Origin of the sequence: Actinoplanes derwentensis (genome assembly GCF_900104725.1) — a bacterium.
GTDB lineage: Bacteria > Actinomycetota > Actinomycetes > Mycobacteriales > Micromonosporaceae > Actinoplanes > Actinoplanes derwentensis.
Genome location: NZ_LT629758.1, coordinates 6890906 through 6917233 on the forward strand (window position 1 = coordinate 6890906; position 26328 = coordinate 6917233).

Consider the following 26328-nt stretch of genomic DNA (forward strand, 5'->3'; position numbering starts at 1 on the left):
ACTGCTAGTGCACGTGCGGCCCTCGACGGGCCGCACGTGCCTCAACGCGTCAGGCGCCGGTGGCCTTAGCGATGATCTCCTTCGCGACGCTCGCGGGAACCTCGGCGTAGGAGTCGAACAGCATGCTGTAGCTGGCCCGGCCCGCAGTCTTCGACCGCAGGTCGCCGACGTAGCCGAACATCTCCGAGAGCGGCACCAGAGCCTTGATGACACGAGCGCCGTGACGCTCCTCCATCGACTGGATCATGCCACGGCGGGAGTTGAGGTCGCCGATGACGTCACCCATGTTGTCCTCAGGGGTGGTGACTTCAACGGCCATCATCGGCTCCAGCAGCGCGGGGTCGGCCTTGCGGGCCGCTTCCTTCATCGCGATGGAGCCGGCGATCTTGAACGCCATCTCGGACGAGTCGACCTCGTGGTACTGACCGTCGACCAGCGTGAACTTGACGCCGACCAGCGGGTAACCAGCGAGGACGCCGTACTGCAGGGAGTCCTGCGCGCCCGCGTCCACCGAAGGAATGAACTCCTTGGGGATACGGCCACCGGACACTGCGTTGACGAACTCGTACGTGGGACCGTCCGCGGTCATCTCCAGCGGGCCGACCGTGACGACGACCTTCGCGTACTGGCCGGAACCACCGGTCTGCTTCTTGTGAACGTACGTGAGCTTCTCCACGGTGCCGCGGATCGTCTCGCGGTACGCCACCTGCGGCTTACCGATGTTCGCCTCGACGCCGAACTCGCGGCGCATGCGGTCCACCAGAATGTCCAGGTGGAGCTCGCCCATGCCGGCGATGATCGTCTGACCGGTCTCCTCGTCGTTGAAGACGCGGAAGGTCGGGTCCTCCTCGGCCAGACGCTGGATCGCGGTGCCCAGCTTCTCCTGGTCCGACTTGGTCTTCGGCTCGATGGCGACCTGGATGACCGGCTCCGGGAACGACATCGATTCCAGGATTACCGGCTTGGCCGGGTCGGCAAGCGTGTCGCCCGTGGTGGTCTGCTTGAGACCCTGGACGGCGATGATGTCGCCGGCCTGCGCGGACGAACGCTCTTCACGCTTGTTCGCGTGCATCTGGTAGATCTTGCCGATGCGCTCTTTGCGGTCCTTGGTGGAGTTGGTCACCTGAGTACCGGTTTCGAGCGTCCCGGAGTAGACCCGGACGTACGTCAGCTTGCCGAGGTGCTTGTCGGTCTGGATCTTGAAGGCCAGGGCCGAGAAGGGCTCGTCGTTCGACGGCTTGCGCAGCACGACGGTCTCGCCGTCGGTCGCGGTGCCCTCGATGGCCGGAACGTCCAGCGGCGACGGCAGGAACTCGACAACGGCGTCCAGCATCGGCTGCACACCCTTGTTCTTGAACGCCGAGCCGCAGAGCACCGGGTTGGCCTTGCTGGCGATCGTGGAACGCCGGATGGCGGCCCGGATCTCCGGAATCGAGACCTCTTCGCCGTCGAGGTACTTGACCATCACTTCGTCGTCGACGTCAGCGAGAGTCTCGATCAGCTTCTCGCGCCACTCGTTCGCGGAGTCGACCAGGTCGGCCGGGATCTCCTCGACCGCGTAGTCGTCACCCTTCTGGGTCTCCCCACGCCAGGTGAGCGCGCGCATCTCGATCAGGTCGACGACACCGATGTGGTCACCCTCGAGCCCGATCGGGATCTGGAGCACCAGCGGCGTCGCGTTGAGCCGGTCGATCATCATCTGCACGCAGCGGAAGAAGTCGGCACCGGTCCGGTCGAGCTTGTTGACGAAGCACATCCGGGGAACGTTGTACTTGTCCGCCTGGCGCCAGACGTTCTCGGTCTGCGGCTCCACGCCGGCCACACCGTCGTACACCGCGACCGCACCATCGAGCACACGCAGCGACCGCTCGACCTCGACCGTGAAGTCGACGTGGCCGGGCGTGTCGATGATCTGGATCGTGTGACCCTTCCACTCGCACTTGGTGGCGGCGGAAGTGATGGTGATACCGCGCTCCTGCTCCTGTTCCATCCAGTCCATGACGGCAGCGCCCTCGTGGACCTCACCGATCTTGTACGTGATGCCGGTGTAGAACAGGATTCGCTCGGTCGTCGTGGTCTTACCAGCATCGATGTGCGCCATGATGCCGATGTTGCGAACCTTGGCGAGCGCGTCTGCGGCGGCCACTTCCATCCCTACTTTTCTTCGTCGTCGTCTCGTGGACCGGTACGACTGCCATGGCCCGGCGGTGTGCCGGGCCTCAGCAGGTGTCTTACCAGCGGTAGTGCGCGAAGGCCTTGTTGGACTCCGCCATCTTGTGAGTGTCCTCGCGACGCTTGACAGCGGCACCCAGGCCGTTGCTGGCGTCGAGCAGCTCGTTCTGGAGACGCTCGATCATGGTCTTCTCGCGGCGGGCCTTGGAGTACTGGACCAACCAGCGCAGACCCAGGGTGGTCTGGCGCGGGGTGCGCACCTCGACCGGGACCTGGTAGGTCGCGCCACCGACGCGGCGGCTGCGGACCTCGAGGGTCGGCTTGACGTTGTCCATGGCGCGCTTGAGGATGACCACCGGGTCGGTGCCGCTCTTCTCGCGGGCACCTTCCAGGGCTCCGTACACGATCCGCTCGGCGAGCTGACGCTTGCCGGCGACCAGGATCTTGTTGACCAGCTGAGTTACCAGCGGGGAGTTGTACACCGGGTCAGCGACCACCGGGTGGCGCGGAGCGGGTCCCTTACGCGGCATATCAGCTCTTCTCCTTCTTCGCGCCGTAACGGCTGCGGGCCTGCTTGCGGTTGCGGACGCCCTGCGTGTCCAGCGAACCACGAACGATCTTGTAGCGAACGCCCGGAAGGTCCTTAACACGACCGCCACGCACGAGCACGATCGAGTGCTCCTGCAGGTTGTGGCCGACGCCCGGGATGTACGCCGTCACCTCGATCTGGCTGCTGAGCTTCACACGAGCGACCTTGCGCAGCGCGGAGTTCGGCTTCTTGGGAGTAGTGGTGTACACGCGCGTGCACACGCCGCGCCGCTGAGGACTCCCCTTCAGCGCCGGCGTCTTGGTCTTGCTCGTCTTCGCCTGGCGGCCCTTTCGGACCAGCTGCTGGATCGTGGGCACCGGGTTTCTCCGCTCCCTTCGGCCGCTCCTGTTTGGCGGCCGCACCGTGTATGTCTGCATCTGTGTGCGGGCTGCTCCCCGAGGGGGGGCCTCCCACACCCGCGGTCGGGCGTGTCGTCCGGCTCACGGTCCCATCACACGCGAAGGTTCGCGCGCTCCGGCTTTGTCTTTGTCAGGGACTCGATTCCAGGCCTGTTCTCACCGGTCTGGGACCTAGCACCCGTCGTGGTGCTTGATACCCGTCGCACATTCCGATTCGGGCGCACGCACGAGTTGCCCGGGCGAGCCCGGGCACGAGGGGAAAGACTACCCACCCTGCGCAGCCAGGTCAAAATGAACCCAGAATCGCACGATGGACATCTCCGTATACCAGTGTACCGGGTGCTCTGGCGAGCCATCGTGGCGGTGCCGGATCCCGGCTGTGAACGGCCCCCTCAGTCGCCCCTGACCTCAGGACAACTGCACCACCAGGCCCAGTGACAGCCCCACCAAGGACAGTGCCGCACCGGCGATTCCGCACACCATCCCACCGATCGTGAGACCCCGCCCGGTGAACCGTACTCTCCCGGGCTGAGCTGAGCGCGTGATCTGCCGCCGGGCGATCAGGGCTGCTGTCACCGCTCCCGCGCACGCGAGCACGCTGAGCAGGGTGAAAGCCCCGGCAACCCAGCCGCCCCAGCCCTCCTGAGCGCCGGCCAGCCCGAAGCAGAAGACCGCTAAGGCGACGAGGATCGCGGCGATGCCGGCGACCAGCGAACCGATGGCCGGTCCCGACGTGATCGGCGCCACCTGGAAGTGGACGAGACCGAACCCGGTCCCGGTCACCTGATCCACCCGCTCCGGTTGCCAGCCGGCGACCACCGGAGGCGGAGGCGGGGCGGGGGCGAACGGCGGGGGTGCCCCGTACGGAGGCGGCTGGCCGTACGGCGAGTAGTACGGCGGGCCCGGCTGCGGCGGTGGATAGGCGGCGCCCGGGGGTTGCGTCATATCCGAAGCATGTCACTCGTACGAGCTGGGGCGCAGCCCACCCGGTGCGGGTGGCCGCGCACTCAGTCGGTGCCCGGCGCGAAGTCCTGCGCCCCGGGAGTGGCGGCCAGATGCAGCAGCCCGGCGATCAGCAGCACCACCAGCGCGGCGATCGTCAGCACGATGCCCACCCAGGCCAGCTGAGTGCCCCGCCTGATCCACACCGAGCCGGTCAGGAAGCCGCCGGCCGCATAGACCTGACGGCTCGTCTGACGAGCCAGCAGAAGGGCCAGAGTGGCGGGGATCACCCCACCGACCAGCGGGCCGGTGAGCAACCCCACCAGGCCGAGCGCGAAGACCGCCCGTGCCTTGGTGGACGGCACCGGCTCCGGGTCCAGCGGGTGGCGGGCGGGCACAGCGGGATACGTCACCCGGCCATTCTAGAAAGCAGTGCGGGGCGGCCGCGCATCGCGCGACCGCCCCGTGCTGTGGATGGTGCGAAAACCCTTAGCGGTACGACCCGAAGTCGAAGTCGTCCAGCGGCACAGCCTGCCCACTGGCCGGCCCGAAGCCGTAGTCGGTCTCCGGGTACCCGGTCATCGAGTACACCTTCGCCTTGGCCTCCTCGGTCGGCTCGACCCGGATGTTGCGGTACTTGGAGATACCGGTACCGGCCGGGATGAGCTTGCCGATGATGACGTTCTCCTTGAGGCCCACCAGCGAGTCGCTGCGCGAGTTGATCGCAGCGTCGGTGAGCACCCGGGTGGTCTCCTGGAAGGAGGCCGCCGAGAGCCAGGAGTCGGTCGCCAGCGAGGCCTTGGTGATACCCATCAGCACCGGGCGACCGGCGGCGGGCTCACCACCCTCGCCGACGATCCGGCGATTCTCGGACTCGAAGAGCGCCCGGTCGACCAGGATGCCCGGCAGGAACTCCGCGGCACCCGAGTCGATGACCGTCACCCGCTTGAGCATCTGGCGGATGATGATCTCGATGTGCTTGTCGTGGATCAGCACACCCTGCGAGCGGTAGACCTCCTGGACCTCACTGGTCAGGTGGACCTGGACCGCGCGCGGGCCCATGATGCGCAGCAGCTCGTGCGGGTCGATGGTGCCCTCGGTGAGCTTCTCGCCGACGCCGACGTGGCCGCCGTCCGGGATGCGCAGCTTGACGCGCTTGGAGATCTTGTCGTAGACGATCTCCTCGCTGCCGTCGTCCGGCACCACGATGATCTTGCGCGAGCGCTCGCCGTCCTCGATCCGCACACGTCCCGGGGTGTCGGCGATGGGCGCCTTGCCCTTGGGAACGCGGGCCTCGAAGATCTCCTGGACACGCGGCAGACCCTGGGTGATGTCCTCACCCGCGACACCACCGGTGTGGAAGGTACGCATCGTCAGCTGCGTGCCGGGCTCACCGATCGACTGGGCCGCGATGATGCCGACCGCCTCGCCGATGTCGACCGCCTTGCCGGTCGGCAGTGAACGGCCGTAGCAGGCCGCACACACACCGAGCTTCGACTCACAGGTCAGGACGCTGCGCACCCGGACCGTCTCGACGCCGGCTGCGACAAGCGCTTCCACCATGATCGAGTTGAGGTCGTCACCACGCGACACCACACGGTTGCCGTTGGCGTCGTCGATGTTGTCAGCCAGCGTCCGGGCGTGCACGCCGGTCTCAGCGTGCACGTGCACGACCAGCTTGCCGTCGACCTTCTCGGCGTCGGTGACCGCCATCGGGATCGCGCGCTCGGTGCCGCAGTCCTCCTCGCGGATGATGACGTCCTGCGAGACGTCCACCAGACGACGGGTCAGGTAGCCCGAGTCGGCGGTACGCAGCGCGGTGTCGGCAAGACCCTTACGGGCACCGTGCGTGGAGATGAAGTACTCCAGAACGGTCAGACCCTCGCGGTACGAGGAGGTGATCGGCCGCGGGATGATCTCACCCTTGGGGTTGGCCACCAGACCACGGATCGCGGCGATCTGCCGGAGCTGGAGGAGGTTACCGCGAGCGCCGGAGTTGATCATGACCCAGAGCGGGTTCTCCTGCGGCAGCGCGGACTCCATCTCCTTGGAGATCTCGTTCGTCGCCTTGGTCCAGATCTCGATGAGCTCGCCGCGGCGCTCTTCACCGGTCATCAGACCACGCTGGTACTGCTTGTCGATCCGGTCGGCCTCGGCCTGGTACTTGGCGAGGATCTCCGGCTTACGCGGCGGCGCGATGACGTCGCCCATACCGATCGTCACACCGGACCAGGTGGCCCAGTGGAAACCGGCCTCCTTGAGCGCGTCCAGGGTCGCGGCCAGCGCGACCTTGGGGAAGCGCTCGGCGAGGTCGTTGACGATCGCCGACAGCTGACCCTTGCGGATCTCGTAGTTCACGTACCGGTAGCCCGGGGGCAGGGTCTCGTTGAAGATGACCCGGCCCAGGGTGGTCTCGACCAGAACCTGGTCGCCCTCCACCCACTCCTCCGGAGCGACCCACTGGTCACCCTTGGCACCGTTGTCGACACCGATGATCTCGCGAAGGCGGATCTTCACCTTCGCCTGAAGGTGCAGCTCGCCGTTGTCGAACGCCATCCGCGCCTCAGCGTCGGAGCTGAACACCCGGCCTTCGCCCTTGGCACCGACAGTGAGGTGCGTCAGGTAGTACAGGCCGATGACCATGTCCTGGGTGGGCATGGTGACCGGCTTGCCGTCGGCCGGCTTGAGGATGTTGTTCGACGACAGCATCAGGATCCGGGCCTCGGCCTGAGCCTCGGCCGACAGCGGCACGTGCACCGCCATCTGGTCACCGTCGAAGTCCGCGTTGAACGCGGTACAGACGAGCGGGTGGATCTGGATGGCCTTGCCCTCGACCAGCTGGGGCTCGAAGGCCTGGATGCCGAGACGGTGCAGGGTCGGTGCGCGGTTCAGCAGAACCGGGTGCTCGGAGATGACCTCTTCGAGGACGTCCCACACGACCGGGCGCTGACGCTCGACCATCCGCTTGGCGGACTTGATGTTCTGCGCGTGGTTCAGGTCGACCAGGCGCTTCATCACGAACGGCTTGAACAGCTCCAGCGCCATCTGCTTCGGCAGGCCGCACTGGTGCAGCTTGAGCCGGGGGCCGACGACGATGACGGAACGACCGGAGTAGTCCACGCGCTTGCCGAGCAGGTTCTGACGGAACCGGCCCTGCTTGCCCTTGAGCATGTCGGACAGCGACTTCAGCGGCCGGTTACCCGGACCGGTGACCGGACGGCCACGACGGCCGTTGTCGAACAGCGCGTCGACGGCCTCCTGAAGCATCCGCTTCTCGTTGTTCACGATGATCTCGGGGGCACCGAGGTCGATCAGACGCTTGAGGCGGTTGTTCCGGTTGATGACCCGGCGGTACAGGTCGTTCAGGTCGGAGGTCGCGAAACGGCCACCGTCGAGCTGCACCATCGGGCGCAGGTCCGGCGGGATGACCGGGACGCAGTCCAGGACCATGCCGAGCGGCGAGTTACGGGTGTTCAGGAACGCCGCGACGACCTTGAGCCGCTTGAGCGCCCGGATCTTCCGCTGCCCCTTACCGCTGCGGATGATCTCCCGAAGGTTCTCCGCCTCAGCGTCCAGGTCCATGTTCTGCAGCAGGGCCTTGATGGCCTCGGCGCCCATGCCACCGGTGAAGTACTCACCGAAGCGGTCGCGCAGCTCGCGGTAGAGCAGCTCGTCGGTGACCAGCTGCTTCGAGTCGAGCTTGCGGAAGGTGTCGAGCACCTCGTCGAGACGGTCGATCTCGCGCTGCGCCTTGTCCCGGATCTGGCGCATCTCGCGCTCGCCGGCTTCCTTGACCTTGCGGCGCACGTCGGCCTTGGCACCCTCGGCCTCAAGCTCGGCGAGGTCCTGCTCCAGCTTGGCGGCCCGCTTCTCGATCTCGGAGTCGCGGCTGTTCTCGGACTGGCGCTTCTCGGCGAAGATCTCGTTCTCGATCGTGGACATGTCACGGTGACGCGACTCGGCGTCAACGCTCGTGATCACGTACGAGGCGAAGTAGATGATCTTCTCAAGGTCCTTGGGAGCCAGGTCGAGCAGATAGCCCAGACGGCTCGGGACACCCTTGAAGTACCAGATGTGGGTCACCGACGCGGCCAGCTCGATGTGACCCATGCGCTCACGGCGGACCTTGGACCGGGTCACCTCGACGCCGCAGCGCTCACAGATGATGCCCTTGAACCGGACCCGCTTGTATTTGCCGCAATAGCACTCCCAGTCCCGTTGAGGACCGAAGATCTTCTCGCAGAAGAGTCCGTCCTTCTCGGGCTTGAGGGTGCGGTAGTTGATCGTCTCGGGCTTCTTGACCTCGCCGTGCGACCACTGCCGGATGTCGTCAGCGGTAGCAAGGCCGATGCGCAACTCGTCGAAGAAGTTGACGTCGAGCACTTGGACTATCCCTCGTGTTTCGTTGCTCGGGTGAATTCAAGGCCGGCGGGAGCGGCTCCGGCTTCTGTTACAAAGCCGGAGCCGCTTTCCGTCAGATCTCTTCGACGCTGCTGACGCCCTCGTTCGGGCGACGGGACAGGTCGATGCCGAGTTCCTCCGCGGCCCGGAAGACCTCGTCGTCGGTCTCGCGCATCTCCAGGGCAACGCCGTCGCTGGAAAGCACCTCAACGTTCAGGCACAGCGACTGGAGCTCCTTGAGAAGCACCTTGAACGACTCCGGGATTCCCGGCTCGGGGATGTTCTCGCCCTTGACGATGGCCTCGTAGACCTTCACTCGGCCGAGGACGTCGTCGGACTTGATGGTGAGCAGTTCCTGCAGCGCGTAAGCGGCGCCGTAGGCCTGCATGGCCCAGCACTCCATCTCACCGAAACGCTGACCACCGAACTGCGCTTTACCACCCAGCGGCTGCTGCGTGATCATCGAGTACGGACCGGTCGAACGAGCGTGGATCTTGTCGTCGACCAGGTGGTTCAGCTTCAGGATGTAGACGTAGCCGACCGAGATCGGGTCCGGCAGCGGCTCACCCGAGCGGCCGTCGAACAGGTGCGCCTTACCGTCGCCGTTGACCAGCCGCTTACCGTCGCGGTTGACCAGCGTCGACTCGAGCAGACCCTTGATCTCTTCTTCCTGCGCGCCGTCGAAGACCGGGGTCGCGACATTGCTGTCGGCCTCGGACTCGTGGGCTTCGATCGAGCGGAGCTGACGCTTCCACTCCTCGTCGTCACCCTCGACCGACCAGCCGGTCTTGGCGATCCACCCGAGGTGGGTCTCCAGAACCTGGCCGATGTTCATCCGCGAGGGCACACCGAGCGGGTTGAGCACGATGTCGACAGGCGTACCGTCCTCGAGGAACGGCATGTCCTCGACCGGCAGGATCTTGGAGATGACGCCCTTGTTGCCGTGACGACCGGCGAGCTTGTCACCGTCCTGGATCTTGCGCTTCTGGGCGACGTAGACCCGGACCAGCTCGTTCACACCGGGGGGCAGCTCGTCGCCGTCCTCGCGGGAGAACGTCCGGACACCGATGACGGTGCCGGTCTCGCCGTGCGGAACCTTCAGCGAGGTGTCCCGGACTTCCCGGGCCTTCTCACCGAAGATCGCGCGGAGCAGACGCTCCTCCGGGGTCAGCTCGGTCTCACCCTTGGGCGTGACCTTGCCGACCAGGATGTCGCCGGGAACGACCTCGGCGCCGATCCGGATGATGCCGCGCTCGTCCAGGTCAGCGAGCATTTCCTCGCTGACGTTGGGGATGTCGCGGGTGATCTCTTCCGGGCCGAGCTTGGTGTCGCGGGCGTCGACCTCGTGCTCCTCGATGTGAATCGAGGTGAGGACGTCCTGCTGCACGAGGCGCTGCGACAGGATGATCGCGTCCTCGTAGTTGTGGCCTTCCCAGCACATGAACGCGACGAGGAGGTTGCGGCCCAGGGCCATCTCGCCCTCGTCGGTGCAGGGACCGTCGGCGATGACCTGGCCGGCCTCGACCCGGTCACCCTCGAAGACGACCGGCTTCTGGTTGACGCAGGAGCCGGCGTTCGAGCGACGGAACTTGTGCAGCAGGTAGGTCCGGCGGTGGCCGTCGTCCTGGTGCACCGTCACGTAGTCGGCACACAGGTCCTCGACCACACCGGCGACCTCGGCGACGACAACGTCACCGGCGTCGACCGCGGCGCGGAACTCCATACCCGTACCGACCAGCGGCGCCTCGGCCTTGACCAGCGGCACCGCCTGGCGCTGCATGTTCGCGCCCATCAGTGCGCGGTTGGCGTCGTCGTGCTCGAGGAAGGGGATCATCGCGGTCGCGACGGACGTCATCTGCCGCGGCGACACGTCCATGTAGTCGACCTCGGTGCCGGGCACGTAGTCGACTTCACCGCCCTTACGGCGGACCAGGACGCGGTCCTGGGCGAAGGTGTTGTCGCTGGCCAGCACGGCGTTCGCCTGGGCCTTGATGTACCGGTCTTCCTCGTCGGCCGTGAGGTAGTGCACCTCGTCGGTGACGACACCGGCCTGGACCTTGCGGTACGGCGTCTCGATGAAGCCGAACGGGTTGACCCGCGCGAACGTCGAGAGAGCACCGATCAGGCCGATGTTCGGGCCTTCCGGGGTCTCGATCGGGCACATCCGGCCGTAGTGGGACGGGTGCACGTCACGGACCTCGAAGCCGGCCCGCTCACGGGACAGACCACCCGGGCCGAGCGCCGACAGACGGCGACGGTGGGTCAGACCCGCGAGCGGGTTGGTCTGGTCCATGAACTGCGACAGCTGCGACGTACCGAAGAACTCCTTGATCGCAGCCACCACGGGGCGGATGTTGATCAGGGTCTGCGGCGTGATCGCCTCGACGTCCTGGGTCGTCATCCGCTCACGGACGACGCGCTCCATCCGGGACAGGCCGACGCGCACCTGGTTCTGGATGAGCTCGCCGACGGTGCGGAGGCGACGGTTACCGAAGTGGTCGATGTCGTCGGCCTCGTAGCCATCCTCACCGGCGTGCAGCCGGCAGAGGTAGTCCACGGTCTTGACGATGTCTTCCTCGGTCAGCGTGCCCCGGACGATCGGGACGTCGATCTCGAGCTTCTTGTTGAACTTGTAACGGCCGACCTTGGCGACGTCATACCGCTTCGGGTTGAAGAAGAGGTTGTCGAGCAGGGTCTGGGCGTTCTCGCGCGTCGGCGGCTCGCCAGGGCGCAGTTTGCGGTAGATGTCTAGCAGGGCCTCGTCCTGGCCCGCGATGTGGTCCTTCTCCAGAGTCGTCATGAGCAGCTCGGACCAGCCGAAACGCTCACGGATCTGGTCAGCGGACCAGCCGATCGCCTTGAGCAGGACGGTGACGGCCTGCCGGCGCTTGCGGTCGATACGCACACCGACGGTGTCACGCTTGTCGATGTCGAACTCGAGCCAGGCACCCCGGCTCGGGATGACCTTGACGCTGGTGAGGTCGCGGTCGGAGGTCTTGTCCGGCTCCTTGGTGAAATACACGCCCGGCGAACGGACGAGCTGGCTCACCACGACCCGCTCGGTGCCGTTGATGACGAACGTCCCCTTGGGGGTCATCATCGGGAAGTCACCCATGAACACGGTCTGGCTCTTGATCTCGCCAGTGGTGTTGTTGGTGAACTCCGCGGTCACGAACAGCGGGGCACAGTAAGTCAGGTCCTTCTCCTTGCACTCCTCAATCGAGGCCTTGACCTCGTCGAAGCGCGGAGCTGAGAAGGACAGCGACATGGTGCCGGAGAAGTCCTCAATGGGACTGATCTCTTCGAGGATCTCTGCGAGGCCCGAGTGGGCGTGCGGGTCGTCCGTCGTCCGGGTCTGCCAAGTCTCGTTGCCTACCAGCCAGTCGAAGGAGTCCGTCTGGAGGGCGAGGAGGTTGGGGACCTCTAGCTGCTCGGTGATCCGGCCGAAAGAGACCCGGCGGGGTGCGTAAGCGCTCGACGTACGGCTGGTCTTCGCAGGGCGGGAAGCTGCCAAGATGCGTCCTTCCGAGGACCGGTGCTGCGGTGCGGCTAAGTTGCTGGTGCAACTGGTCTGCGTGCACTCCAATGAGCCCCCAAGAGAGTTATCCACACGGATATCTCAGTCGAAGGCAAGGCAGAAGGCAGCGCAAACTAGCAGTGTAGCCGCTCGGCTAACCGCTGTCCAGCCCCACACCAGAGGTGTTCTGCGGAACGTGTCCCCATCCTTCCTGACCTGCGCAATGGCGGTCAGTGCGGTGAGGGGGCCGCTCAGAAACGCGGAAGCTGTCCTCTGGTGCCGGTCCGTTGAGCATCGGGCATGCACCCGTTACCCATAGGGCGGCTGTCGCAAGCGCGGAAACTTGCTGCTGTCAGCGTGCCTGGCGGGCGACACACAGTCAAGGGCTCTGGCGCGGGTCGGACATCCGCAGTCATCCACCTGGCGCACCGAACAGGCTTTAAGGCATGAAACGCGAGCTTTGTAAGTCTTTGCCGCCTACGTCGCCGAGCCATCCATGACCTGCGCGGACAGCGGCAAAAAAGTCGATGACGGAGAACCGCGAACGGATCTCCGCCATCGACGGATAACACTGTGGAGCGTTAGGTCACTTGAGGGTGACCTTGGCACCCTCACCCTCGAGCTTGGCCTTGGCGGCCTCGGCCTTCTCCTTGTTGACACCCTCGAGGATCGCCTTGGGGGCGGACTCGACGGCGTCCTTGGCCTCCTTGAGGCCCAGGCCGGTCAGCTCACGCACGACCTTGATGACCTGGATCTTCTTGCCACCGTCGCCCTCGAGGACAACGTCGAAGGAGTCCTTCTCGGCCTCGGGCTCGGCAGTGGTGGCGGCCGGGCCGGCAACCGCGACGGGGGCGGCAGCCTTGACGTCGAAGACGTCCTCGAACTGCTTCACGAACTCGGAGAGCTCGATGAGGGTCATTTCCTTGAACGCGTCGAGCAGGTCTTCGGTGCTGATCTTCGCCATGTTAGGCAACCTTTCCTAAGTACTTTTGACGTTTAAACGGTTCACGCGAGGGCTCAGGCCTCCGCGGAACCGGCCGTTTCGCGCTCAGCCCGCAGAGCGTCAACCGTGCGCACCGTCTTGGTGAGGGGCGCCTGGAAGGTCGCGGCAGCCTTGCTGAGGTTCGCCTTCATGGCACCGGCCAGCTTGGCCAGCAGCACCTCACGGGACTCGAGGTCAGCGAGCTTGTTGACCTCGTCCGCCGTGATGGCCTTGCCCTCGAAGACACCGCCCTTGATGACGAGAACGGGGTGGGCCTTGGCGAAGGCACGAATGCCCTTGGCCGCCTCGACCACGTCACCGTTCACGAAGGCGAGCGCGGTAGGACCGGTGAACAGCGCGTCGAGACCCTCGATACCCGCGTCGTTCGCCGCACGCTTCGCGAGCGTGTTCTTAGCGACGGTGTACTTGTTCTCGCCGCCCAGCGACCGCCGGAGCTCGGTGAGCTCCTTAACGGTGAGGCCGCGGTATTCGGTCAACACGGTGGCCGCCGAAGCACGGAAGTGGTCCGTCAGTTCGGCAACAGCCGAAGCCTTGTCGGCCCGGACCGGCTTGTCCGCCATGTCCCTCCTCTCTCAGTGCTGTGTCCACTGGTCGAGAGGGTCCGCACAAAACAAAACGCCCCGGGCACGGGGCACGGGGCGAACTCGAACTCGCGCTGAGCGCGGTCGGCGATCACGAACCGTTCTCCCCTGCACGGGTCGCCCGCATGTGGCGGGACCTTCGGCCGCGACATCCGTCTTGAGAACGGTTGTTGCGGCGACCAGCGGTCTATGGGTGGAACTTCAAGGGAAACAGTACGCGGGACCGGTACCGAACTCCAAATCGGCCCCGACCCGATCAGGCGCGGGATCGCCGCAGGCGGGCGTAGATGCCGACCATTGCGGTGCACCAGAGCACCGTCCAGAGGGTGATCAGAGTCATAGTGCCCACTGCGGGAGCCGGGCCGGCGCCCAGTTCCCGGGCGGTCGCCATCACCGGCGGCACCAGCCACGGGGCGATCGAGCCGCGCAGGCCCAGCACGATCGCCAGGATCGAGCCGGTGACCAGCACCGCGACACCGGGCAGTACCCGGCGGGTCACGGCCCGGCCGGCCAGCGCGCCCAGGGCCACCGCGGCCAGCACCGACAGCAGGTGGGCGAGCAGGCCGAGAAGCACACCGGTCACGATCGTGGGCTCACCCGAAACCGGGTTCGGCATGCTGATCGCCCGGAACGGCCACGGGGCCAGCATCGCGAGCAGACACGCCACCGCGGCCAGCACCAAGGCCGCCAGCAGGCCCGCGGTCGCTTCCCGGACCGGGCCGACGGCGAGGCGGGCCAGACGGCGCTGAGTGTCCGGTTCGGTGTCCAGCAGCAGTTTGGTGAGCCAGGCCAGGATCGGGAAGAGGCAGACGGCCGAGTACCCGTATGCGGAGGCGGCCGGGGCTGCTCCACCGCCGTACAGGACGGACAGGATCGCCAGCAGGGTGATCAGCGGGGCGAGGGCCCGGCCGCCCCGCAGAAAGCCGGTCAGGCGCATCCGTGCGAGCGCGATCATCGCTGGTCCTCCTCGACGAGCGGATTCGCCGGTACGAGGGACGAACGGTCCCCCGGATCCGCGGCGCCCGGTGCTCGTTCGCCCGCGGCTCGCTCGCCCGTGTGGTGAGCGTCCGGGACTGTGCCGCTTGTCACTCGTACCGCCGCCGGGGTCTTCTCCCGGACGCCCAGGACACGGTGACCGGCCGCGCTCAGCCGGTCCACCGCAGCGGCCGCATCGTCCCGCCGAACCACCACCTCGACGACCACCTCGTCCGACTCCGGCGCCGTATCCGAGGGCACCACCGGAGTGAGGGTCTGGGCGGTGATCGTCCAGCGCACGGCGTTCGGGAGTGTGGCAATCTCGCCTCGGTGGTCGCTGACCAGGACCGCTCCCCCGCCCGTGGTCACCTCGGCCACCAGTTGGGGGATCAGTTCGCGGGACTGGGCGTCAAGGCCCTCCCACGGTTCGTCGAGGATCAGCAGGCCGGGCGGGGTCAGCAGGGCCTGGGCGAGGCCGACCTTCTGGGCGGTGCCCTTGGAGAGGTCGGGCAGCGCAGTGCCGACGTGGGCGGTCAGGTTCAGCCGGTCGATCCACGGGTCGACCGCACTCGCCGGCAGGCCGCGGACCTCGGCCATCGCTCGCAGGTAGCCGAGCGTGGTGAACGGCTGCGCCGCCGGGAACCGCTCGGGAACCCAGCCGACGGTCCGCGGGCGGTCCCGGATCACGCCACGGGACGGGCGCAGCACGCCGGCCGCCAACTGGAGCAGGGTGGACTTGCCGGCGCCGTTGTGGCCGAGGACCACCGTCACCCGGCCGGGCTGCACCGTCGCGTCGACGTCGTGCAGTGTCCACGGGGCGCGGCGGGCGTACCGGAACCAGACCTTGTCGAAACGCACGGCCGGAAGCCTTCCACAGACTCCCCGACGCGAAAACCCCCGGGCGGAGGGCCCGGGGGTTTTCGTCAAGCGGTGGATCAGGCGTTGGCTTCGCCGCGCACGTTCTTCACGACGTTCGGGTCGATCTGGACGCCGGGGCCCATCGTGGTGGCGACCGTGACCTTCTTCAGGTACTTGCCCTTGGCGGCGGACGGCTTGGCCCGGAGGACCTCCTCGAGCACCGACGCGTAGTTGTCGAGCAGCTGCTCCGCCGAGAACGACGCCTTGCCGATGATCAGGTGCAGGTTCGAGTGCTTGTCCACCCGGAAGGTGATCTTGCCGCCCTTGATCTCGTTGACGGCCTTGGTCACGTCGACGGTGACGGTGCCGGTCTTCGGGTTCGGCATGAGGCCACGCGGGCCGAGGATCCGGGCGATCCGGCCGATCTTGGCCATCTGGTCCGGCGTCGCGATCGCGGCGTCGAAGTCCAGCCAGCCACCCTGGATCCGGGCGACGAGCTCGTCGGTGCCGACCTCGTCAGCGCCGGCCGCGACGGCCTCTTCGGCCTTCGCGCCCTGGGCGAACACGATGACGCGGGCGGTCTTACCGGTGCCGTGCGGCAGGTTGACGACGCCGCGGACCATCTGGTCGGCCTTACGCGGGTCGACACCGAGGCGCATCGCGACCTCGACGGTGGCGTCGAACTTGACCGGGTTGGTCTCCTTGGCGAGAACGACCGCGTCCTTGGGCTCGTAGAGCTTGTTGGCGTCGATCTTCTCAGCCGCGGCGCGGTAGGCCTTGCTGCGCTGTGCCATTTCTTTACTCCTGTGGTAGATGGCGGGGCCGCTCACGCATCGTCGATGCGCACGGCCCCTCCCACTGATACCGCCGGGATTCCGGCGATCAGATCTTGGTGACCTGGTTGAAGTTCAGCTCGACCGGAGTCTCGCGGCCGAAGATCGAAACCAGGACCTTGAGCTTCTGCTGGTCGGCGTTGATCTCGCTGATCGAGGCCGGCAGCGAAGCGAACGCGCCGTCGGTGACGGTGACCGAGTCACCCACCTCGAAGTCGAGCACCCTGATCTCGGGCTTCGACTTCTTCTCCTCGGCCTGAACCGCCGGGGCCAGCCACTTCAGCACCTCGTCGAGCGAGAGCGGAGCCGGGCGGTCGACCCGGTCGGTGGCACCCACGAAGCCGGTCACACCGGGGGTGTTGCGCACACAGGAGTAGGACTCCGGCGTCAGGTCCATCCGGACCAGGATGTAGCCCGGGAAGACCTTGGCCTGCACCTGGTTGCGCTTGCCGTTCTTGACCTCGACCTCTTCGCGGGTCGGAACCTCGACCTGGAAGATGAACTCCTCCATGTCGAGGCTCGTGATCCGGGTCTCGAGGTTGGTCTTGACCTTGTTCTCGTAACCGGCGTAGGAGTGCACCACGTACCAGTCACCGGGCGCGTACCGCAGCTTCTGCCGCAGCTCCTTGACGGGGTCGTAGTCCTCGTCAGCCTCGGGCGCCTGGGCCACGGCCGACTCGTCGTCGGCCGCCTCTACCGACTCGTCGATCGCCAGCGACGACTGCTCGTCAACTGTCTCGTCGTCGTACTCAGGCACGCTCGCTCACTTCCAGAAATGTAACGTCGGTCGGACTCGCGGGGGTCTAACCCAGCGCCGCGAGGATCGCCTTACCGAAGCCGTAGTCCAGGCCGGCGACCAGAGTCGTCATGATTACCACGAAGACGATGACCACACCGGTGTAGGTAAGAAGTTCCTTGCGGGTCGGCCAGATGACCTTACGAAGTTCGCTGGTGACCTCGCGGAAGAAACCGCCCACACGACCGATCGGACCCTTGCCCCGGGACTTCTTGGTCCTCGGGGTCTCGTCCTGCGAACGCTCGGCGAGTGCGGTTCCACCGTCCCGGTTCAGCGCCTCATCGGCGTCATCGTCCGGAGCACCACCGCCGGCGGTGGCGTCGGCGAGAACCTCGTCGTCACCCGGGACGTCGTCACCGGGCCGGTCCTTCTCGGCCACTTCGTCCTACTTCCGTCGTCGGTGGTCTTGAGTTCCTGTCAGAGCTAGACCGGACGCGGAATTTGTGCGAACCGCGCACCGGGCGGGCACGTCGAGGAGAAATGCGCAGGGGTGACAGGACTTGAACCTGCAGCCTGCGGTTTTGGAGACCGCTGCTCTGCCAATTGAGCTACACCCCTATGTGGGATCTGTCGTCTCTCGACTTCAGAGGCCCACGGCGCACCAGTGTACGGGTCCGCCCGGTCTTATCCCAACCGGGGTTACCGCTTCCTGATGAGCGCCTGCGCTAAGGACAGTACCTTGTCGCCGTTGCATGTGGCAGTCAGGCTCAGCCGAGTGTGTCCCTCGCTGGTGACCTCCTTGATCGTGGCGGACACCACGACTTCGGTCCCCTCGTCGGTGTCGGGCACCGGAACGGGCTTGCTGAACCGCACACCGAACTCGACGACCGCGTCCCCGGCACCGGCCCACGTGGTGACCGCGCGGCCCACCAGAGCCATCGTGAACATGCCGTGCGCGATGACGCCGGGAAGGCCCACCCCGGTGGCGACGCGGTCACTCCAGTGAATCGGGTTGAAATCGCCGGAGGCGCCCGCATAGCGCACCAGATCGGCCCGGGTCACCCGGAAGGTCTGCGGTTCCAGTGTCTCGCTCATCAGTGCTCTCCCCGCTGCACGAGTTTCGACCAGACGGTCACGACCGGCTCGCCGGCCTCGGTGGTCACCTCGGTCCGGGTGGTGATGAACTCGTGGCCGCCCCGGCTGAGGATCTCGTCGACCGAGTTCACACAGACGAGGGCGTCACCGGCGACCACTGGACGGGTGTAGACGAACTTCTGGTCGCCGTGCACGACCCGGCTGTAGTCCAGACCCAGCTCCGGGTCGCTGACGATCTGCCGGCTGGCCGACATCGTGATCGCGACCGGGAAGGTCGGCGGCGCCACCACGTCGGGGTAGCCGAGAGCACGGGCCGCCTCAGGGTCGTAATACTCCGCTTCGGTGGCGCCGATCGCCCGGGCGAACTCCCGGATCTTCTCGCGGCCGACCAGGTAGGGCTCGATGGGCGGCCAGGTGCGGCCCACGAAGGATTGGTCCAGAGGCATGCCGACAAACTACCCGCCGGGGCCACCCAAGAAGTAGCACCCTCAGTGCAGAAATATCTTTCCAGGTGCGGAAACAGCACTACGCCGCCCGGACCGAAGTCCGGACGGCGTAGGGAAAAGCTGTTGGCTGCGAGCGCTCAGCGCGTCTCGCGGTGCAGGGTGTGCTTCCCGTCGCGGGGGCAGAACTTCTTCAGCTCCACCCGGTCGGGGTCGTTACGCCGGTTCTTCTTGGTGATGTAGTTCCGGTCCTTGCACTCCGTGCACGCCAAGGTGATCTTCGGACGGACGTCGGTCGACTTGGCCACGGCGGGGTGCCTTCCTGCAACGAGTTCAAACTGACAGCGAACCAGCGTATATGCTCGGTCCGCCGCTGCGCAAAGCGCACCCCCGGATGGGGAAGCACTGAGGAGAAAGTAGCGGTGGCCGGACTTGAACCGGCGACACAGCGATTATGAGCCGCTTGCTCTGCCATCTGAGCTACACCGCCGAAACAGGCTCACATGTCCAGCGCCAGGCAAGGCGGAACGAACCCGGTAGAGCCCCCTTACGGAATCGAACCGTAGACCTTCTCCTTACCATGGAGACGCTCTGCCGACTGAGCTAAGGGGGCTTGCCGCTTGCGATCACTCGCTTGCTGCAGAAGTAAGACTACACGGCCCCGGGGGCGGGGTGAAATCAGTACCCCCCTTCCCGCTGAATCGCTGGTCAGATCACCGCGCGAAGCCTGCGGACCTCACCGGTCGGAGTGGACTCGGGCTCCGTCTGCGCGCTCAGCCAAGCCTCCAGCCGCTCGAACGGCAACGGCCGGCTGAACAGGTAGCCCTGGCCCAGCTCGCAGCCCATCTCCTCGAGCAGTTCCAGAGTGAGCTCGCTCTCCACACCCTCGGCCACCACCTTCAGGCCGAACTCGCGGGAGAGCCCGATCACCGCCCGGACGATCGCCAGATCACCCGAGTCGGTCGCCATGCCCTGCACGAAACTGTCGTCGATCTTCACCTCGTGCACCGGCCACTGCCGCAGGTACGCCAGCGACGAGGCACCCGTCCCGAAGTCGTCGACGCTGAGCCGCACACCCAGGTCGCGCAACCGGTACAGCGACGGCAGGACACGCTCTATGTCGTTGAGCATGCCCGGCTCGGAGATCTCGAAAGTCACCTGACCGGGGTCGACGGCGTGCTCCACCAGCATCTCCCGGACCAGCTCCGGGAAACGGGAGTCCAGCAGCGTCCGCGCGGAGAGATTGACCGCGATGTCCAGCGGCCGCTCGGCCGCCGCCCAGGCCCGGCACCGGCGCAGACCGGCACCCAGCACCACCTCGGTCAGGCGGGCCAGCTGCCCGGTGTGCTCGGCGACCGCCACGAAGTCCTCCGCGGCCACCTCGCCGTGTGCCGGATGCACCCAGCGGGCCAGGCACTCCACCCCCACCACGTGCCGGTCGGCGAGCGTCACCTTGGGCTGGAAGTAGACCTCCAGCTGATCGCTGTCCAGAGCGCGGCGCAGGTCGGCGGCGATGCCCAGCCGGCGGACCGCCCGGGACTCCAGCGCCGGATGGAAGGGCTGCACCCCGTACGGCAGGACCTTCGCGGCGTTCGCAGCCAGCTCGGCCCGCTGGAGCAGGGACTCCGGGTCGCTGCCGTGATCGGGGTAGACCGAGACGCCGACGGCGGTGTTCACGTCCAGGGTGAGCGAGCCGACCGCCATCGGGCCGCGCAGCCGCTCCCGCATCCGGGTGGCGATCTCGATCGTGGCGTCGATGCTCGGGGCCCGGAGCGTGACCACGAACTCGTCGCCGCCGATCCGGCCGACCAGAGCACCCGGGTCGGCGATGTCGCGGATCCGGTCGGCGGTCTCGACCAGCAGCTTGTCGCCGGCGGCATGACCCATCGACTCGTTGACGTTCCGCTGGCCGTCGACGTCGAAGAGCATGATCGCGACGACCTCGTCCTCGGCGCGCACCTTCACCGACTCGGCCAGGGCGTCGATCACCCGGCGGCGGTTCGGCAGGCCGGTCAGACGGTCGTGGTACGCGTCGTAGCGCAGGCGGTCGACCAGGCGGGAGTTCTCCACCGCCACCGCGGCGTGCGCGGCGACGGTCTCCAGCACCTGCACGTCGGTGTCGCGGAAACTGCGGCTCTGCCCGAGACGGTTGACCACTTCGAGCGTGCCGATGGTGGCCTGGCCGGAACGGAGCGGGATCGCGATGACGTCTTTGATCTTCGCGGCCCGCAGGCTGGCACGGAGGTCCTCGGTCTGCGGGAACTGTGGTCCGACACCGATCGGGGTCTGCGACGTGATCGCACGCTCGCGGATGTCCTCGGGTGTGGGCCCGATGTCGAGCAGGCCCTTGTGCTCCACCCGGGAGGTCAGCATCACTTCCGGGTGACGGCCCTGCGAGGGGAGCCACAACGTCGCGTACTCCGACTGCATGAGCGACCGGACCCGGCCGAGCAGGACGTCCGGCAGGCCGCTGCGGCCGCCTTCGTCACGCATCGCCTGGGTCAGCTCGTAGACGTCGGCAAGCGTCTTGTGCCGGCGGAAGAACTCCGAGTAGGACCGCAGCAGCGACACCAGCGTCGCGATCATGATCGCGAGCAGCACCGCGGACCACGGAGTGGCGTTCAGAGCCACCAGGAAGAGCAGGCCGATCAGGATGTTGATGCCGGTGACCGTGATCGAGGAGAACCCGGCGCGCAGCACGTCCCGGCCCATGCTGAGCCCCTGCACCAGGCTGAACACACCGGCCAGGCTGAGCAGTTCGACGAAGAAAGTCAGAAGGAGAGCGGCCGCGAGAATGCCCCACGTCCGGGGACCGGCGTCGTGGGCGATGGGCGGGAACGCGACGATCAGCAGAACCGCCGCGCAGTTTCCGGCCGCCGACTTCGCGACATTGAACGACAGTTTCGTCGCTGGAGTCCCGGACCACAGGTGGTGCGCCAGACTGGCACCACTGGCTACCAGGATCACCATCATCGGCGGCAGGTAGAAGAGCGCCAGCAGGATGGGGATCTCGGTCAGTCCGACATAAAAACTACTGCGCCAGATGACAATGCTCTGGCCTGTTCGATGGGCTAACAGAAGGGCCCCGAAGAAACCCAGTCCGTAAGGCCAGTAACTGTACCAATGCGGTTCTGCCAGCCAGAAGCCAAAAGAACAAAGCATGACGAACAGAGCCAGCGGGTACGTGATGAGCCACGCTCGCTGGGCCCCTCCTCGCCTGGTCCTGGGCCGCTCGACCATCGAGATCCTCTCTTAGTCGACCGGCCGCTTCAGGCCGTCAGGTTGGGAGACTCACTCCCAGTCAAGAACGACGGTGGTCGTGACCACCGACGCGGCGTCACTGCTCTCGGCTGCCCCTGCCTCAACGGCTGCGCCTCCGAAGGCCACCGTAAGTGCGAGAACCAAGCCCGCTAGACGGCTCAGCTTCCTTGAAGACATCGCTCGCTCCTCAGTTGGGGATTCGCATCTGATGGGGGTCACATGATGGTGCCACACCAGTTGTGCGGCAGGGAGCGTTCATCGGCGGGTCGTGTCGACGCTCCGGTAAAACCTGGCCGAACGGCTGATCAGGCGGCTCTTCTGGCCGCTGAACAATAGACGGCTTTATGACCGATTTAAGGTGAGAAGTAAGAGCAATTCGCATCCGGCCGTCAGGACCGCTTGACGTCAAGACCACCTGACGAAACACTGCTCGCCGTGACCACACCGGACGAGTTGGAGCGTCGGCACACGCTCACCACGGCGACCCAGCGATACGACGCCCTGCGGATGCGGGACGCCCTCGCCGCGATGGACCCCGACAACGAGCCGACTCTCTCCCCCACCGAGACGTTGGAGATGCTTGCGCTCAGCGAAGTGATCATTCGCAAGGCGGGGTACGGGCGGCAGGCCATGATCCGGTCGGCGCGTGGGGCGGGCGCTTCGTGGTCGCAGATCGGCAACGCCCTCGGCACCACCAAACAGGCTGCCTGGGAGTCCCATCAGCGGTGGGCAGAGGACCAGGTGTAGCTGTCGTGCCGCGTCGGGGTGCGATCGCACCCCGACTGCCCCCGGCGCTACTCAGTCGCCGGTTGCGGCGGGGCGGCTCGTGTGGCTGTACTGCGACCAGGAACCCGGGTAGAGACGGCCGGCGCCGAGGCCGGCGTGTTCCTGCGCGATCAGGTTGTGGCAGGCGGTTACACCCGAGCCGCAGTACGAGATGACATCCGCCGAACCGTCGACACCCACCGCGGCGAAACGCTCCCGGAGTTCGGCCACCGGCAGGAATCGGCCCGACGCGTCGACGTTGCCCCGGCAGGGCAGGTTGCGGGCGCCCGGGATGTGGCCGGGACGGGGGTCGACCGGTTCGGTGTCGCCGCGGAACCTCGGGCTGTCCCGGGCGTCCAGCACCACCGCGTGTTCCGGGGCCGCCGCCTCCTCAAGCGTGGCCAGCCGGTCCGCGGGCCACGGGCGCGGGGTGAACGACGATCGAGGGCGGTCCGGAACCTCGGTGGTGAGCAGGTTCTCGCCCTGCTCGGCGTTCGGCTCCTCCACGTAGGCGGTCAGGCCGCCGTCGAGCAGTGCCGCGTCGTGGCCGGTGGCCCGGAGCAGCCAGACCAGGCGGGCCGCTACGACACCGCCCGCGTCGTCGTACGCGATCACCTGATCTTGATCTTGAATGCCGGCCGCTGACATCGCCGCCGCGAACACCTCCGGGTCCGGCAGCGGATGCCGGCCGTCGGGCGGTGCGGCCGGGCCGGCCAGCGCCGCGTCCAGGTCGATGAAGACCGCGCCGGGCAGGTGACCCCGCTCGTAGGCCTCCCGGCCGGAACGCCCGTCCAGGTACCACCGGACGTCGGCGAGAACCACCGGACGGCCCTTGATCCAGGACGCGTCGACCACCGGATCGATCACCACAGCTCCTTCAGTTGCTCGAGAGGCCCAGGCGGACGCCGAAACCGAGGAGGACGGCGCCGGTGCCGGCGTCGACGGTACGCCGGACCGCGCGGCGCGCCAGGAAACCACGCGCGGCCTGCGCACCCAGGATGATCAGCGTGAACCAGAGCAGGCCCTCGACGTCGTGCACCAGAGCCAGCAGCAGGCCGGTGGCGAGCGGATCGGCGCCCGGCGGGACGAACTGCGGAAGCACCGCCAGGTAGAAGGCGCCCACTTTCGGGTTGAGCAGGTTCGTCAGCAGGCCCCGGCCGAACGTGCTCCAGAACGTCGCGCTGACCGGAGCCGGCACGGACTCGGCGCCGGCATCGTCACGCCGCAGCGCGTCACGGATCATCCGAAAACCCAGGAAGATCATGTACGCGGCACCGGCCACCCGCAGGATCGTGTACCCGACCGTGGACGCCGCCAACAGAGCCGACGCACCGACCGCGGCCGCCGCGCCCCACGCCAGAGCACCCACGTTGATGCCCAGCGCCGTCGCGAACGCCGGACCCCGGCCCATGGTGATCGCGGCTCGCAGAACCAGCGCGGTGTCCAAACCCGGAGTGATCGTCAGCAACGCGCCGAGCAGAGCGAACGAAAGGACGGCGCCGGTCAGGTCCATGCCTTAAGTGGTACCCGACGCTCAAGCCCGGCGGCCGCGCCGGCGGCCTCGGGTGGCAGCCGTCTCGCGGCGTAGGGAACAGGGCTGTTCGTAGGCGTACAAAATGATGGCCGGTCCTTTGCCCGAACCGGCCGTCGAATCGTCAGCGGTAGTTGGTGAACTGCAGGGCGACGCCGAAGTCCTCCGTCTTCAGCAGCGTGATGACCGCTTGCAGGTCGTCGCGCTTCTTGCCGGTCACCCGGAGCTGGTCGCCCTGGATCTGGGCCTGCAGACCCTTCGGGCCCTCGTCCCGGATCTTCTTGCTGATCGCCTTCGCCTTGTCGGTCTCGATGCCCTCGACCACCTTGAGGTCGATCTTCCAGGTCTTGCCGGACTGGCGAGGCTCGCCCGCGTCCAGCGACTTCAGCGAGATGTTGCGCTTCACCAGTTTCTCCTTGAAGACGTCGAGCGCGGCGATCGCCCGCTCCTCCGTCTCCGAGGTGATCGTGAATGCCTCACCCGATTTGGCGAGACTCGTCCCGGTCCCCCGGAAGTCGAACCGGGACCCGAGCTCCTTCTCCGCCTGGTTGAACGCGTTGTCGACCTCCTGCCGGTCGACCTTGCTCACGATGTCGAACGACGGGTTGGCTGCCATGATCAAACTCCTGCGGCTGGATGCGTGTCGATGCTTACAGCGGGCGTTGACCGGCCCGCGACATGCCGACCGTACCCGGTTGTTGATGCGGTCGACGCTACGGCTATTCTTATGTCCGCTGCCGCGGGCAACTGCGGCAGATGCCAAGGCGGGTTGCCCGAGCGGCCAATGGGAGCGGACTGTAAATCCGTCGGGAAACCTTCAGAGGTTCGAATCCTCTACCCGCCACAGGCACATAGAACGGCCCCGGTACCAGCGGAAACGTTGGCCGGGGCCGTTCTCGTTGTGATCTAGCGAGTCCGGCAGGATCCGGCCGTCTATGGGAACCCTTTCCTCTCCCCGTCGGCATCTCGGGTACCCCCTCGCTGGCCGTACTGGGGACGGTTCGTCTGGGGGTCACCCAGTAGAGATCTCACGGCTGTCGACTGCGTCCGGCTCTCCGCCCTCTGCATCACGCAAAGTTCCACGATGCAGCGCAGCTTGCCCAGGCCCTTGATGCCGGCAGGTCATCCCGGAACCGAAGCCGAGCTCCTGGGGCGGATCCTCCCAGCCGATCCCGGTGTGCAGCACGAACAGGATCCCCTGGCACCTGGATGCGTTGTTGCACATGCCGTAGCGGCATGTGGTGGGGTCGGGGCACCACAGCACGAAAGGCTCGGTCTGCGATGTACCCCTCTATCACGCATCCCCGGCAGGTCAAGATCGGTGATACCGCTGCGTTCGCCGGGACCACCCCACGCGCCATCCGCCACTACCACGAGATCGGTCTGCTGCCGGAGCCCGAGCGCGGCGGGGACGGCCGCCGCCGCTACGGCTATGACGACATGATCCGCCTGCTGTGGATCCGCAAGATGGCTGATGCCGGTATCAGCCTGGACGACATGCGGGCTGCCTTCGGTGCAGCCCGGGACGAAGCTGGAGATGTAGCCCTGGACCAAGCCCCGGATATCGAGTCGGTCCTGAGCAGGCTGGAGGAAACCTTGGCGGCGCAGGAGGCCGCCATCAAACGTCGGCGCGCGGCTGTCCAGCGTCTGCAGGCGGTGGGCAGCCCGCTGGGGCTGCTCTCCGAACTGGTCACGGGCCGGCTCAGCCACCTGCCCCCGGGCGCGTTGCGCCCCTCGGATCTGGACGCCCTGCTGGTCACCGAACGGATCTTCGGGCCGCTGGGCGCCGCCATCCTGGCCGGCACGTTCATCGTGCTGGCCACCCACCCCGATCTGCGGGCCGAGGAGGACCGTCTTGAGACGGCCGAGGCGGCCCTCGACGACGGCGTGGAACCCGACGACCCGCGCGTCGAAGAGCTCGCCGTACAGCGATGCGCTCACCTGATGGCCCTGAATCAGGCCATCGAGGCAGCTGGTCTCGACGCGGACGAGGAGAAGATCTTCGAGAGCTACGACGCCGGCCTGAAAGGGGAGGAGGGCAGAGTGATGAGTGCCGCCACGGCGATCACCAAGATGCCTTACGACTTCTCTCCTGCCCGGATGCGCTGCGTGGAACTCGCCGGACGGCTCTTCGGCGAGGCCCTTGCCGACGCCGACTCCGCGGACAACTGATCGCCTGTGTCTGGCACTGACGTGGTCCGACAACCGGTCGCGTTCATCCGAATGTGACCGATCGGGTCAGACGTCGAGCCCTGGCCGATTTACCA

General features: G+C 66.7%; 23 protein-coding genes, 4 tRNA genes and 1 pseudogene. 3 read left to right on the forward strand and 25 right to left on the reverse strand.

Annotation, left to right across the window (positions count from 1 at the left end):
- Nucleotides 1–49: 49 nt before the first annotated feature.
- The 21 genes from fusA to BLU81_RS30370 all read right to left on the reverse strand — a co-directional run bounded on the left by fusA (nucleotide 50) and on the right by BLU81_RS30370 (nucleotide 21744).
- The gene (gene fusA, locus BLU81_RS30270; protein ID WP_092557849.1) at nucleotides 50–2146 is read right to left on the reverse strand and encodes an elongation factor G; all 2097 of its coding nucleotides are present in this window, start codon (nucleotides 2144–2146) and stop codon (nucleotides 50–52) included.
- Between the two features lie 85 nt (nucleotides 2147–2231).
- Nucleotides 2232–2702: a 30S ribosomal protein S7 gene (gene rpsG, locus BLU81_RS30275; RefSeq protein WP_045745030.1), complete on the reverse strand. Its 471-nt coding sequence runs from the start codon at nucleotides 2700–2702 to the stop codon at nucleotides 2232–2234.
- A gap of 1 nt (nucleotide 2703) precedes the next feature.
- Nucleotides 2704–3078: a 30S ribosomal protein S12 gene (gene rpsL / locus BLU81_RS30280; protein WP_014440718.1), complete on the reverse strand. Its 375-nt coding sequence runs from the start codon at nucleotides 3076–3078 to the stop codon at nucleotides 2704–2706.
- Between the two features lie 450 nt (nucleotides 3079–3528).
- Entirely contained in the window at nucleotides 3529–4065 is a 537-nt protein-coding gene (locus tag BLU81_RS30285) for a hypothetical protein (protein ID WP_092548821.1), read from the reverse strand.
- Between the two features lie 62 nt (nucleotides 4066–4127).
- A complete protein-coding gene (locus tag BLU81_RS30290; protein ID WP_092548824.1) occupies nucleotides 4128–4475 on the reverse strand; it encodes a hypothetical protein in 348 nt (115 codons plus the stop codon).
- 76 nt (nucleotides 4476–4551) lie between these two features.
- Nucleotides 4552–8445, reverse strand: a complete 3894-nt coding sequence (locus tag BLU81_RS30295; protein ID WP_092548828.1) for a DNA-directed RNA polymerase subunit beta' — start codon at nucleotides 8443–8445, stop codon at nucleotides 4552–4554.
- A 91-nt stretch (nucleotides 8446–8536) separates the two neighbouring features.
- Entirely contained in the window at nucleotides 8537–11977 is a 3441-nt protein-coding gene (gene rpoB, locus BLU81_RS30300; RefSeq protein ID WP_092548831.1) for a DNA-directed RNA polymerase subunit beta, read from the reverse strand.
- A 589-nt stretch (nucleotides 11978–12566) separates the two neighbouring features.
- Nucleotides 12567–12944, reverse strand: a complete 378-nt coding sequence (gene rplL, locus BLU81_RS30305) for a 50S ribosomal protein L7/L12 (protein WP_092548834.1) — start codon at nucleotides 12942–12944, stop codon at nucleotides 12567–12569.
- 53 nt (nucleotides 12945–12997) lie between these two features.
- On the reverse strand, nucleotides 12998–13543 hold the full coding sequence (gene rplJ, locus BLU81_RS30310) for a 50S ribosomal protein L10 (RefSeq protein WP_092548836.1): 546 nt from the start codon (nucleotides 13541–13543) through the stop codon (nucleotides 12998–13000).
- 277 nt (nucleotides 13544–13820) lie between these two features.
- The gene (locus BLU81_RS30315; RefSeq protein ID WP_092548838.1) at nucleotides 13821–14519 is read right to left on the reverse strand and encodes a hypothetical protein; all 699 of its coding nucleotides are present in this window, start codon (nucleotides 14517–14519) and stop codon (nucleotides 13821–13823) included.
- On the reverse strand, nucleotides 14516–15397 hold the full coding sequence (locus BLU81_RS30320; RefSeq protein WP_092548841.1) for an ATP-binding cassette domain-containing protein: 882 nt from the start codon (nucleotides 15395–15397) through the stop codon (nucleotides 14516–14518). The genes BLU81_RS30315 and BLU81_RS30320 overlap by 4 nt, the downstream gene beginning before the upstream one ends.
- Before the next feature lie 77 nt (nucleotides 15398–15474).
- On the reverse strand, nucleotides 15475–16191 hold the full coding sequence (rplA, locus tag BLU81_RS30325) for a 50S ribosomal protein L1 (protein WP_092548844.1): 717 nt from the start codon (nucleotides 16189–16191) through the stop codon (nucleotides 15475–15477).
- An 88-nt stretch (nucleotides 16192–16279) separates the two neighbouring features.
- A complete protein-coding gene (gene nusG / locus BLU81_RS30330) occupies nucleotides 16280–16987 on the reverse strand; it encodes a transcription termination/antitermination protein NusG (RefSeq protein ID WP_092548847.1) in 708 nt (235 codons plus the stop codon).
- Nucleotides 16988–17033: 46 nt separating this feature from the next.
- A complete protein-coding gene (gene secE / locus BLU81_RS30335; RefSeq protein WP_092548850.1) occupies nucleotides 17034–17405 on the reverse strand; it encodes a preprotein translocase subunit SecE in 372 nt (123 codons plus the stop codon).
- Nucleotides 17406–17511: 106 nt separating this feature from the next.
- Nucleotides 17512–17584 (reverse strand) — tRNA-Trp (locus tag BLU81_RS30340).
- An 81-nt stretch (nucleotides 17585–17665) separates the two neighbouring features.
- Complete coding sequence (locus tag BLU81_RS30345) at nucleotides 17666–18061, reverse strand: MaoC/PaaZ C-terminal domain-containing protein (protein WP_092548854.1); 396 nt, start codon at nucleotides 18059–18061, stop codon at nucleotides 17666–17668.
- Nucleotides 18061–18507 (reverse strand): MaoC family dehydratase N-terminal domain-containing protein, encoded by a 447-nt coding sequence (locus BLU81_RS30350; RefSeq protein WP_092548858.1) that lies wholly within the window; start codon nucleotides 18505–18507, stop codon nucleotides 18061–18063. The genes BLU81_RS30345 and BLU81_RS30350 overlap by 1 nt, the downstream gene beginning before the upstream one ends.
- A gap of 137 nt (nucleotides 18508–18644) precedes the next feature.
- A complete protein-coding gene (gene rpmG / locus BLU81_RS30355) occupies nucleotides 18645–18812 on the reverse strand; it encodes a 50S ribosomal protein L33 (RefSeq protein ID WP_092548861.1) in 168 nt (55 codons plus the stop codon).
- Nucleotides 18813–18921: 109 nt separating this feature from the next.
- Nucleotides 18922–18994, reverse strand: a tRNA-Met gene (locus BLU81_RS30360).
- Between the two features lie 50 nt (nucleotides 18995–19044).
- Nucleotides 19045–19117 (reverse strand) — tRNA-Thr (locus BLU81_RS30365).
- Nucleotides 19118–19212: 95 nt separating this feature from the next.
- Nucleotides 19213–21744: a putative bifunctional diguanylate cyclase/phosphodiesterase gene (locus BLU81_RS30370; RefSeq protein ID WP_092548864.1), complete on the reverse strand. Its 2532-nt coding sequence runs from the start codon at nucleotides 21742–21744 to the stop codon at nucleotides 19213–19215.
- A gap of 456 nt (nucleotides 21745–22200) precedes the next feature.
- Between BLU81_RS30370 and BLU81_RS30375 the strand changes: the two genes are divergently transcribed.
- Entirely contained in the window at nucleotides 22201–22512 is a 312-nt protein-coding gene (locus BLU81_RS30375; RefSeq protein WP_092548867.1) for a hypothetical protein, read from the forward strand.
- 51 nt (nucleotides 22513–22563) lie between these two features.
- Here BLU81_RS30375 and BLU81_RS30380 read toward each other — a convergent pair whose 3' ends face one another.
- The 3 genes from BLU81_RS30380 to BLU81_RS30390 form a co-directional block, all read right to left on the reverse strand.
- On the reverse strand, nucleotides 22564–23397 hold the full coding sequence (locus BLU81_RS30380; protein ID WP_092557851.1) for a sulfurtransferase: 834 nt from the start codon (nucleotides 23395–23397) through the stop codon (nucleotides 22564–22566).
- Nucleotides 23398–23407: 10 nt separating this feature from the next.
- Nucleotides 23408–24043 carry a LysE family translocator gene (locus BLU81_RS30385; protein ID WP_172890648.1) on the reverse strand — a complete coding sequence of 212 codons (636 nt, stop codon included), beginning with the start codon at nucleotides 24041–24043 and terminating at the stop codon, nucleotides 23408–23410.
- Between the two features lie 142 nt (nucleotides 24044–24185).
- Nucleotides 24186–24677, reverse strand: a complete 492-nt coding sequence (locus tag BLU81_RS30390; protein ID WP_092548870.1) for a YajQ family cyclic di-GMP-binding protein — start codon at nucleotides 24675–24677, stop codon at nucleotides 24186–24188.
- 147 nt (nucleotides 24678–24824) lie between these two features.
- On the opposite strand from BLU81_RS30390, the gene BLU81_RS30395 reads away from it, so the two are divergent.
- Nucleotides 24825–24905, forward strand: a tRNA-Tyr gene (locus tag BLU81_RS30395).
- Between the two features lie 273 nt (nucleotides 24906–25178).
- On the opposite strand, the pseudogene BLU81_RS48685 reads toward BLU81_RS30395, so the two are convergent.
- Nucleotides 25179–25259: pseudogene (locus BLU81_RS48685) on the reverse strand (IS5/IS1182 family transposase); the annotation flags it as partial.
- Between the two features lie 83 nt (nucleotides 25260–25342).
- Here BLU81_RS48685 and BLU81_RS30400 point away from each other — a divergent pair.
- Nucleotides 25343–26233, forward strand: coding sequence for a MerR family transcriptional regulator (locus BLU81_RS30400; protein ID WP_092548872.1), 891 nt, complete (start codon nucleotides 25343–25345; stop codon nucleotides 26231–26233).
- Nucleotides 26234–26328 lie beyond the last annotated feature (95 nt).